The organism is Kitasatospora albolonga (assembly GCA_002082585.1).
GTDB lineage: Bacteria > Actinomycetota > Actinomycetes > Streptomycetales > Streptomycetaceae > Streptomyces > Streptomyces stephensoniae.
Genome location: CP020563.1, coordinates 7,581,381 through 7,593,370 on the forward strand (window position 1 = coordinate 7,581,381; position 11,990 = coordinate 7,593,370).

The following is an 11,990-nucleotide window of genomic DNA, read 5'->3' on the forward strand; positions in this document are numbered from 1 at the left end:
CTCCCGATGGTGAACGACGACAAGCTGAGGGACTACCTCAAGCGGGTGACGGCGGACCTGCACCGCACCCGCCGACGCCTGACCGAAGCGGAGGAGGCGGGCCGCGAACCCATCGCGGTCGTCGCGATGAGCTGCCGCTACCCCGGCGGCGTACGGTCCCCCGAGGACCTCTGGCGCCTGGTCACCGACGGCACCGACGCCATCACCGGCTTCCCCCGCGACCGGGGCTGGGACCTCGACCACCTGGACGACCCGGACCAGCTGCGCGAGGGCACCAGCCACACCGCCCTGGGCGGCTTCCTCGACGACGTCGGCCACTTCGACCCCGGCTTCTTCGGCATCTCCCCGCGCGAAGCACTCGCGATGGACCCGCAGCAGCGGCTCCTCCTGGAGACCACCTGGGAGGCGTTCGAACGGGCCGGTATCGACCCCGCGACCCTGCGCGGCAGCAGGACCGGCGTCTTCGCCGGGGTGATGTACCAGGACTACGCGGTACGGCTGCGCCAGGTCCCCGACGACGTGGCCGGTTACGTCGGCAGCGGCAGCTCCGACAGCGTCGCATCGGGCCGCGTCGCCTACACCTTCGGCCTGGAGGGCCCGGCGGTCAGCGTCGACACCGCCTGCTCCTCCTCGCTGGTCGTCATCCACCTCGCCGCCCAGGCCCTGCGGTCCGGCGACTGCACCCTGGCCCTGGCCGGGGGCGCGATGGTCATGTCGACCCCCGTCCCGTTCGTGGAGATGAGCCGCCAGGGCGGCCTGGCCCGGGACGGCCGCTGCAAGTCCTTCGCCGCCTCCGCCGATGGCACCGGCTGGGGCGAGGGCGTCGGCCTGCTCCTGCTGGAGCGCCTCTCCGACGCCCGGCGCCACGGCCACCCGGTCCTCGCCCTGATCCGTGGCACCGCCGTCAACCAGGACGGCGCCAGCAGCAGGCTCACCGCCCCCAACGGCCCCGCCCAGCAGCGCGTCATCCGCCACGCCCTGGCCAACGCCGGGCTCACCCCCGCCGACGTGGACGTGGTCGAGGCGCACGGCACCGGCACCCCGCTGGGCGACCCGATCGAGGCCCAGGCCCTGCTGGCCACCTACGGGCAGGACCGCGCGGACGGTCAGCCGCTGCTCCTCGGCTCGCTCAAGTCCAACATCGGGCACACCCAGGCGGCTGCCGGAGTCGGCGGGGTCATCAAGACCGTCCTCGCCCTGCGGCACGGCACCGTCCCGCCCACTCTGCACGCGCAGGACCCCTCCCCGCAGATCGACTGGACGGCGGGCGCGGTACGCCTGGTCACCGCGAACACCCCCTGGCCCGAGACCGGACGGCCACGCCGGGCGGCGGTCTCCTCCTTCGGCGTCAGCGGCACCAACGGACATGTCGTCCTGGAGCAGGCGGACGAGCAACAGGCGGACGCCCCCGGACACCCCGCCGAGCACGGAGAACAGGACGCCCAGGGCAGCGCCGTCGCCCCCGCCGTCCAGGACACCGCCCGGCACACCCCGGCCCCGTACGGCACACCGCCCCCCGTCCTCCCCTGGGTGCTCTCCGGACGCACCGCCGAAGCCCTGCGCGCCCAGGCCGCACGGCTCCGCGACCACCTCGACGCGCACCCTGGACCCGGCCCGGCCGAGGTCGGTCACGCCCTGGCCACGACCCGCGCCGCGCACGAGCACCGGGCGGTCCTGATCGGGGCCCGCCCCGAGGAGTTCCGGGACGGCCTGGACGCCCTGGCGGCCGGACGCACCGTCCCCGGCCTGGTCAGCGGCACCGCCGGAACCGGCGGACAGGTCGCCCTCGTCTTCCCCGGGCAGGGGTCCCAGTGGGCGGGCATGGCCGTCGAACTCCTCGACTCCGCCCCCGCCTTCGCCGCCCGTGTCGCGGAGTGCGAGGCCGCCCTGGCCCCCTACGTCGACTGGTCCCTGGAAGCCGTGCTGCGCGGCGCCCCCGGCACCCCGCCGGCCGAACGCGTCGACGTGGTGCAGCCGGTGCTGTGGGCGGTCATGGTCTCCCTCGCCGAACTGTGGCGCTCCCACGGCATCACCCCCGGCGCCGTCATCGGCCACTCCCAGGGCGAGATCGCCGCGGCGTGCGTCGCCGGAGCCCTCTCCCTGGACGACGCCGCACGGATCGTCGCCCTGCGCAGCCGGGCCATCCTCGCCCTGGCCGGTCGCGGCGGCATGGCCTCGGTGGCCCTGCCCGCCGAACAGGTCGCCGAATACCTCGCCCCCTGGGACGGCCGGCTTTCCGTCGCCGCCGTCAACGGCCCCGCCTCCACCGTCGTCTCCGGCGACACCGACGCCCTCGACGCGTTCCTGGACCGGACGACGGACCTGGACATCCGCAGCAGGCGCATCCCCGTCGACTACGCCTCGCACAGCGCCCACGTCGAGGACATCCGTACGGAACTCCTCGACCGGCTGGACGGGGTGACCCCGCGTCCGTCCGCCGTCCCCTTCTACTCCACGGTCAGCGGCGCCCTGCTGGAGGACACCTCCGTCCTGGACGCCGACTACTGGTACCGGAACCTGCGCGGCACCGTCCGCTTCGAACAGGCCACCCGCGCCCTGCTCGCGGACGGCTACCAGGTCCTCCTGGAGAGCAGCCCGCACCCGGTCCTCACCGTCGGGATGCTGGAGACCGTCGAGGACGCGGGCGCCGACGCCACCGCCCTGGGCACCCTGCGCCGCGACGACGGCGGCCCGCGCCGGTTCACCGAGTCCCTGGCCGAACTCCATCTGCGCGGAGTCTCCCCGGACTGGGACACCGTCTTCGCCGCCCGCCGCCCCGGACGGGTGGAACTGCCCACCTACGCCTTCCAGCGCGCCCCGTACTGGCTGGAGGACGGCGCCGCGCCCGCCGCCGACGTCACCTCCGCCGGACTGGCCCCCGCCGGCCATCCTCTGCTGGGCGCCGTCGTGGTCCTCGCCGACAGCGACGGCCTGCTCCTCACCGGCCGCCTGTCGGCCCGCACCCACCCGTGGCTCACCGACCACGCCGTCGGCGGCCGGGCACTGCTCCCGGGCACCGCCTTCCTGGAACTCGCGCTCCAGGCCGGAGCCCGCGTCGGCTGCCCCCGGGTCGAGGAATTCACCCTGGAAGCCCCCCTGGTGCTGCCCGAGCACGGCGGCACCGTACTGCGCCTCACCGTGGGCGCCCCCGACTCCCAGGGCCACCGCCCGCTCAGCCTGCACTCCCGGCCGGACACCCCCGCCGACGGCGACCCCGACGACTCCGGCGACGAGCAGTGGACCCGGCACGCCGAAGGCGTCCTGGCCCCGGACGGCGCGCCAGCAACTGAGGCCGACGAGCCGATGCCCTGGCCGCCGCCCGGCGCCGAACCCCTCGCCCTCGACGGGCTGTACGACCGCTTCGCGGCGGGCGGATTCGCCTACGGCCCCGCCTTCCAGGGCCTGCACGCGGCCTGGCGGCGCGGCGACGAACTGTTCGCGGAGGCCGTCCTGCCCGCCCCCGACGCCGACCGCTTCGGCCTCCACCCGGCCCTGCTGGACGCGGCCCTGCACGCCACCGGAGCGCCCGGCGCCCCCGGCGCGGACGCCCACCCCGAGGGGCGGCTGCCGTTCTCCTGGAACGGTGTGACCCTGCACGCCAGCGGCGCCGGGGTGATCCGTGTCCGGCTTGCCCCGGCCGGACACGACGCGATGACGCTCGCCGTCTCCGACGCGACCGGCGCCCCCGTGGCGACCGTGGACGCGCTGGTCCTGCGGCCCGCCGGAACCCTCGCCCTCGGCGCCGACCGCGCTCCTCAAGGCCGCCGCCACCAGGACCTCTACGCCACGGAATGGATCACCGCATCCGCGCGCGGCAGCAACACACCCGTCCACCGCACCGCCGACCTGGCCACACTGCTGGCCGCCGTCGACGCCGGAGCCCCGGTGCCCGAAACGGTCCTGCTCATCTGCGCGGAGCCCGAGTACGCGACCGGACTGGCAGCGGCGGTCCGCGCCGCCGTCCACCAGGCCCTCACCGACGTACGGACCTGGCTGGCCGACGACCGCTTCGCCGGGTCGCGCCTGGTGTTCGCCACCCGGGGCGCGGTCAGCGCCGGGGAAGCCGGGGAAGGGGAGGACGTACGCAACCCCGCGCACAGCGCGCTCTGGGGACTGGTCCGCTCGGCCCGCTCCGAACACCCCGGGCGCTTCGCCCTGCTCGACCTCGACGCCGACGACGAGCACGGCACCTCCCCGGGCGTCGCCGCCGCCCTCGCCTCGGGGGAACCGGAGTCCGCGGTGCGCGGCGACGACATCCGCGTACCCCGGCTGGTCCGGGTCCTCAGGAACGACCCGGACCAGCCGGAGGACGCGCCCCGGCCCCTCCCGTCCTTCGACCCGGACGGTACGGTCCTGATCACCGGCGGCACCGGCCTGCTCGGCTCCCACATCGCCCGCCACCTGGTCACCGCGCACGGCGTCCGGCACCTGCTGCTGCTCTCCCGCAGCGGCCCGGCCGCCGCCGGAGCGGAGGAACTGCGGTCCGAACTGGCCGAGTTGGGAGCCGAGACCGCCGTCGTCACCTGCGACGCCGCCGACCGGGACGCCCTGGCCGCCGTACTCGCGGACCTCCCGCCCGCCCACCCGCTGACCGCCGTGATCCACACGGCGGGCACCCTCGACGACGGCGTCGTCACCGCGCTCACGCCCGAACGCGTGGACGCCGTCCTGCGCCCCAAGGCCGACGCCGCCCTCCACCTGCACGAACTCACCCGCGACCTCGCCCTCACCCACTTCGTCCTCTTCTCCTCGGCCGCGGGCACCTTCGGCGGCCCCGGACAGGCCAACTACGCCGCCGCCAACGCCTTCCTCGACGCCCTCGCCGACCGGCGCCGGGCGGCGGGACTGCCCGGCCAGTCGCTGGCCTGGACCCTGTGGGAGCAGCCCAGCGCCCTCACCGGACACCTGGACGCGGACGACGTACGGCGCCTCGCCCGGTCCGGGATGCCGCCGCTCTCCACCGAGCGGGGACTCGCGCTCTTCGACGCCGCCCTCACCGTGGACCGGGCCGCCCTCGTCCCGATGCGCCTCGACACCGCCGCCCTGCGGTCCGCGGCCGCCGACGGCACCCTGCCGCCGCTGCTGCGCGGCCTGGTGCGCACACCGCCGCGCCGGGCGGCCACGGGCACGGAGGCGGCGGCCGACGACAACGCCCTGCGCGGGCGCCTCGCGGCCCTCGACACCGGCGGACGGACCCGGCTGCTCGTCGAGCTCGTCCGCACCCACGCGGCGGCCGTCCTCGGCCACCCCTCCCCGGACACCCTCGACCCCGGACGGGCCTTCCGCGAACTGGGCTTCGACTCGCTGGCCTCGGTGGAGCTGCGCAACCGCCTGAACGCCGCCACCGGCCTGCGGCTCCCCGCCGGGCTGGTGTTCGACCACCCGACCCCGGCGGCGCTCGCGGACTTCCTGGGCGCCGGACTCACGGACACGGCCCCCGTGGTCACGCCCTCCGTACCCGCGAGGCCGACCGACCGGCATCAGGACCCCGACGACGACCGGATCGCGATCGTCTCCGTGGCCTGCCGTCTCCCCGGCGGTGTCCGCTCGCCCGAGGATCTGTGGCGGATGCTGGCCGAGGGCCGCGACGGCATCTCCGGGTTCCCCACCGACCGGGGCTGGAGCCTGGACACGCTCTACGACCCCGATCCCGACCGCGTCGGCACCTCCATCACCCGCGAGGGCGGCTTCCTCCACGACGCGGCCGAGTTCGACGCGGAGTTCTTCGGCATCTCGCCGCGCGAGGCCCTGGCCATGGACCCGCAGCAGCGGCTGCTCCTGGAGACCACCTGGGAACTCTTCGAGCGTGCGGCCATCGACCCGTCCACCCTGCGCGGCGCCCCGGTCGGCACGTACGTCGGCCTGATGCAGCAGGACTACGCCGCCCGGCTGCTGCCCTACATCCCCGAGGACGTCGAAGGGTTCCTCGGCACCGGAAACTCGGGAAGCATCGTCTCCGGACGCCTGGCCTACTTCTTCGGCCTGGAAGGCCCCGCGGTCACCGTGGACACGGCGTGCTCGTCCTCGCTGGTGGCCCTGCACCTCGCGGTACGGGCGCTGAGGTCGGGCGAATGCTCGCTGGCCCTGGCCGGTGGCGTCAACGTGATGTGCAGCCCCGAACTCTTCGTCGAGTTCAGCCGTCAGGGCGGTCTCGCCCCGGACGGCCGCTGCAAGTCCTTCGCCGCGGGGGCCGACGGAACCGCTTTCGGCGAAGGCACGGGCATGCTGCTGGTGGAGCGGTTGTCGGACGCCCGCCGCAACGGACACCCGGTGCTGGCGGTGATCCGTGGTTCGGCGGTGAACCAGGACGGTGCGAGCAACGGTCTGACGGCACCGAATGGTCCGTCCCAACAGCGGGTGATCCGTGCGGCGTTGGCCGATGCGGGGCTGGTGGCGTCGGACGTGGATGTGGTGGAGGCGCACGGTACGGGGACCAGGCTGGGTGACCCGATCGAGGCGCAGGCGCTGTTGGCGACGTACGGTCAGGACCGGCCGGTGGACCGTCCGGTCTGGATCGGCTCACTGAAGTCCAACATCGGACACGCCTCGGCAGCCGCCGGTGTGGCGGGGGTCATCAAGTCGGTGCTCGCCCTGCGGCACGGGGTGATGCCGAAGACGCTGCATGTGGACGGTCCGACGCCCGAGGTGGACTGGTCGGCCGGGGCCGGGCAGTTGCTGACGGAGTCCCGTACGTGGGATGACGCGGGCCGCCCGCGCCGGGCCGGGGTCTCCTCCTTCGGTGTCAGCGGCACCAACGCCCACGTCATCCTCGAACAGGCCCCGGACGCCCCGACATCCGCCGCGGACAGGCTCGTTGACGGGCCCGGGACACCGGAGACCGAAGCACCGGAGACCGTGCCCGTCGCCGTCCCCCTGCTCCTCTCGGCGCGCACTCCGGACGCGCTGCGCGCCCAGGCCGCGGCGCTGTCGGCCCGGATCGGGGACGGATCGGGCGTCCGCGCGGTGGACGTGGCCTTCTCCCTGGCCACGGGCCGCAGCGCGCTGGGACACCGCGCGGCGCTGGTGGGCACGGAGGAGAGCCTCGCCGACCACCTGACCGCACTGTCACAGGGCGCTGCGGTGTCCGGCGGCGGGGTGGTTTCCGGCCGTTCGGTGGTGGTGTTTCCGGGTCAGGGGTCGCAGTGGGTGGGGATGGCTGCGGAGTTGTTGGGGGAGTCGGAGGTCTTTGCGGGGCGGATGGGTGAGTGTGAGCGGGCGTTGGCGCCGTACGTCGACTGGTCGTTGACGGAGGCGTTGGGGTCGGAGCGGTTGTTGGGTCGGGTTGATGTGGTGCAGCCGGTGTTGTGGGCCGTGATGGTGTCGCTGGCGGAGGTGTGGCGGTCGTTCGGTGTGGTGCCGGATGCAGTGGTGGGTCATTCGCAGGGTGAGGTTGCGGCCGCGTGTGTGGCGGGTGGGTTGAGCCTCGATGACGGGGCGCGGGTGGTGGCGTTGCGTTCCCGTGCGGTGGGGGTGTTGGCGGGCCGGGGTGGCATGGCGTCGGTGCCGTTGCCGGTGGGCGAGGTGCGGGAGCGTCTTGTCGGATGGGGTGGCCGGTTGTCGGTGGCGGCGGTGAACGGGCCCTTGTCGACGGTGATTTCGGGTGACGCGGACGCGGTCTCGGAGCTGGTTGACGGGCTTGTCGCTGAAGGGGTGCGGGCGCGGTTGATCGAGGTGGATTACGCGTCGCATTCCTCTCATGTGGAGGAGATCCGCGAGCAGTTGCTTGTCGACCTGAAGGACATCACCCCGCGTTCGGGCTCGGTGCCGTTCTTCTCGACGGTGACGGGGGGCTGGCTGGATACGAAGGGTCTGGATGCGGAGTACTGGTTCCGGAATCTGCGGGAGACCGTCGAGTTCGAGCAGGCGACGGGAGCGTTGCTGGCCGATGGTTTCCGGTTCTTCGTCGAGGCAAGTCCGCATCCGGTGCTGGGTGTGGCGGTGGGGGAGTCGGCGGAGGTGGCCGGTGTGGAGGCCGCTGTGCTGGGGACCTTGCGGCGTCAAGAAGGCGGCCTGGGGCAGGTGTTGCGTGCGGTGGGGCGTGCGTGGGAGCGGGGGTTGGGAGTCGACTGGTCGGGGGCGTTCCCGGGGGCTCGGCGGGTCGAGTTGCCCACGTACGCCTTCCAGCGCAGCCGCTACTGGCTCGACGTTCCGACCACGAGCTGGGACGTCGCCTCGGCGGGTCTCGCCACGACCGGGCACCCGCTGCTCGGTGCGGCGGTGCAGGTCGCGGACTCCGATGAGCTGCTGCTCAGCGGCCGGATCTCGCTGGACACCCACCCCTGGCTCGCCGACCACGCGGTGTCGGGCGTCGTCCTCTTCCCCGGCACCGCCTTTCTCGAACTCGCGCTGCGCGCCGGGGCCGAGGCGGAGTGCCCGGTGGTCGAGGAACTCACCCTCGGATCGGCGCTCGTGCTCCCGGACGAGGGTGCGGTCCACCTCCAGCTCCGGGTCGGTGTGCCCGACGGCGACGGTCGGCGGAGGCTCAGCGTGTTCGCCCGTACGACCCGGGACGCCGAAGCGCCCTGGACCGAGCACGCCACCGGCACCCTGGCGCCCCGGCCCGCCGGGGACCCGGCCGGTCTGCTGAGCTGGCCGCCGGCCGGTGCCGAACCCGTGGACACCGGCGACCTCTACGAGCGGTTCGCCGAGGCAGGCCGCCACTACGGCCCGGCCTTCCGCGGCATCCGTGCCGCGTGGCTCCGCGACGGCGAGGTGTTCGCCGAGGTAGTGCTGCCGGAGCCGCAGCACGCCGACGCCGCCGGATGCGCGCTGCACCCCGCACTGCTGGACGCGGCCCTCCAGACCGCCGCGCTGCTGCCCGACCAGGACGGCCGGGCCCGGCTGCCCTTCAGCTGGAACGGGGTGACCGGCGGGACCACCGGGGCCACCACGCTGCGTGTACGGCTCGCCGCCGACGCGCCGGACGCCGTGACCCTGCACGCCCACGACCTGTCGGGCCGTCAGGTGCTCGGAGTGGAGTCCCTGTTGCTGCGGGCTCCGGCCGAGGGCGGGCCGCTCTCCGCGACCGCCCACGCCGACCTGCTGTACCGCCTCGACTGGACCCCGGCCACCGGCCCGGCCGACGGCACCGCGCCCACCTGGGGCGCCCTCGGCGGGGCCGTTCCGGGCGCGGTGTCCTGGCAGGATCTCGACGCCCTGGGGGCCGCCCTCGGAGCGGGCGCCGTCCTCCCCGAGGTGATCGTGGCGGCGGTCGCCACCGCCGACCTGCCCGACGCCGCCGACCGGGTCCGCGCGACCGCGCACCGGGGCCTCGCCCTCGTACAGCAGTGGCTGGCCGACGAGCGGTTCGCCGGGGCCAGGCTCGCCCTGCTCACCAGGGACGCGGTCCGCACCGGACCGGTCGACCGGCCCGTCGATCCCGCCCAGGCCGCCCTGTGGGGCCTGGTGCGCAGCGCGCGGGCCGAGCATCCCGGGCGCTTCGTCCTTGTCGACGCGGCCGGGACCGCCGAGCCGGGGGACCTGCTGCCGGGGGCGCTCGCCGCCGGGGAACCCGAACTGGCGCTGCGGACCGGCCCGCCGCTGCTGCCCCGGCTGGTCCGTGGCGGACGGGCGGACGGCACGCTGTCCCTGCCGGACGGTGCCGCCTGGCGGCTCACCACCGACGGCCGGGGCTCTCCGGAGGACATCACGGCGGAGCCCGCTCCCGAGGCCCTCGCCCCGCTGGGCAAGGGCGAGGTACGGATCGCGGTGCGTGCCGCCGGGCTGAACTTCCACGATGTCATCGCCGCGCTGGGCCTGGACCCCGACCCCGAACAGCAGGGCCTGGGCAGCGAGGGCGCCGGGACCGTCATCGAGGTGGGCCCGGGGGTGGACGACCTGGTGCCCGGGGACCGGGTGATGGGGATCTTCGGGGGCGCGTTCGGCCCGACTGCCGTCGCCGACCGCCGTACCGTCGCCCGGATACCGGCGGGCTGGTCCTTCGCCCGCGCCGCGTCCGTGCCGGTGGTCTTCCTCACCGCCTACTACGGCCTGTTCGACCTCGGAGGGCTGCGGCGCGGGGAATCGGTACTGGTCCACGCCGGGGCGGGCGGTGTCGGCATGGCGGCGGTGCAGCTCGCCCGGCACACCGGGGCACGGGTGTTCGCAACGGCCTCGCCCGCCAAGTGGGACGTCCTGCGGGCCGGTGGACTGGACGACGCGCACATCGCCTCGACCCGGACCACCGACTTCGCCGAGAAGTTCCTGACGGCCACCGAAGGGCGCGGCGTCGATCTCGTACTCGACAGTCTGGCCCGGGAGTTCGTCGACGCCGGTCTGCGGCTGCTGCCGAACGGCGGCCGGTTCGTGGAGATGGGCAAGACCGATATCCGCGACCCCGAGGCGGTCGCCCGGCAGTACCCCGGGGTGCGCTACCGGGCGTTCGACCTGATGGAGGCTGGTCCGGAGCGGATCGGCGAGATGCTCACCGACATCCTGCGCCTGTTCGAACAGGGAGTGCTGCGTCCCCTGCCCGTCACCGGCTGGGACGTCCGGCAGGCCCCGGCCGCCCTGCGCTCCCTCAGCCGGGCCCGGGGCGTCGGCAAGAACGTCCTGCTGCTGCCCGCTCCGCCAGACCCCGAAGGGACCGTCCTGGTCACCGGGGCCACCGGCACCCTGGGACGGCTCCTGGCCCGCCACCTGGTCGTCGCGCACGGCATCCGGCACCTGCTGCTCGCGGGCCGCCGGGGCGGCTCCGCCGACGGAATGCCGGAGCTGGTAAGGGAGTTGACCGGGCTCGGGGCGTCGGTGACCGTCGCCGCCTGCGATGTCGCCGACCGCGCCGCGCTCGCCGCCCTGCTCGGGTCGGTGGACGCCGGGCACCCGCTGACCGCCGTCGTCCACGCGGCCGGTGTCCTGGACGACGCCACGGTCACCGGGCTGACCCCGGACCGGCTCGACCGCGTCCTGCGGCCCAAGGCGGACGCGGCGCTGGCCCTGCACGAACTCACCCGGGACCTCGATCTCGCGGCGCTGGTCCTGTTCTCCTCGGGCGCCGCCCAGTTCGGCGCGGCCGGGCAGGCGAACTACGCCGCCGCCAACGCGGTCCTCGACGCCCTCGCCGCCGAACGCCGGGCCGAGGGGCTGCCCGGACTCTCCATCGGCTGGGGCCTGTGGGAGGAGCGCAGCGAGATGACCGCCGCGGTGACCCCGGGCCGGGGCGCCGGGGCGGGCGCGCTGACCTCGGCGGAGGGCCTTGCCCTGTTCGACGCGGCGCTGGGCTCCCCGTACGCCTACCGGCTCGCGGCCAGGATCGCCCCGTCCGCGCTGCGGGCGGACGACCGGCTGCCCGCGGTGCTCCGTGGCCTGGTCCGCCCTGCCCGTACCGGTGCCGGTAGCGCCTCCGCCGCGGAACCGGCCCGTTCGATGGCGCGGCAGCTCGCCGAGCTGCCCGAGGCCGAGCTGCACCGGACCCTGCTCGACCTGGTGCGCGGCACCGCCGCCGCGGTGCTCGGTCACAGTTCGCCCGACCTGATCCGCGCGGCCCGCCCGTTCAAGGACGTCGGCTTCGACTCCCTCACCGGGGTCGAACTCCGCAACCGGCTGGTCTCCTCGACCGGGCTGCGGCTGCCGCCCGCGCTCGTCTTCGACCACCCCACCCCGGAGGCGCTGGCCCGCCACCTCGCCGAGCGGGCCACCGCCGCCCGCCCGACGGGCGACGCGGCGGTCCGGGCCGGGCTCGACGCCCTGGAGAACCTGCTCGACGCCCTGCCGCCGGGCGGCGTCAGCGACGAACTCGCCGCCCGGATACGGGACGTGCTGTCCCGCCCGCTGCCCGGCGGGACACCGGCCACCGCCGCCCGCCCCACGGACGGCGCGGACGACCTGGCTCCCGAGCTGATCGAGGCGGCCAGCGACGACGAGATGTTCGACTACATCGACCGGCAGTTGGGGTCCGGATGACCAGGGCACCGGTCCGCGCACCTCACGCCGTCCGGGTGCTTTGCGCTGTCTGTGCACCCCGCGCACTCCGAGACGAGATCCGAGCAGCA

Annotated in this window: 1 protein-coding gene; it reads left to right on the forward strand. The window is 75.0% G+C overall.

Annotated features, from left to right (window positions below; translation table 11 throughout):
• Positions 1 to 6: 6 nt before the first annotated feature.
• Positions 7 to 11,901 (forward strand): beta-ketoacyl synthase, encoded by an 11,895-nt coding sequence (locus B7C62_33075; GenBank protein ARF76577.1) that lies wholly within the window; start codon positions 7 to 9, stop codon positions 11,899 to 11,901.
• Positions 11,902 to 11,990 lie beyond the last annotated feature (89 nt).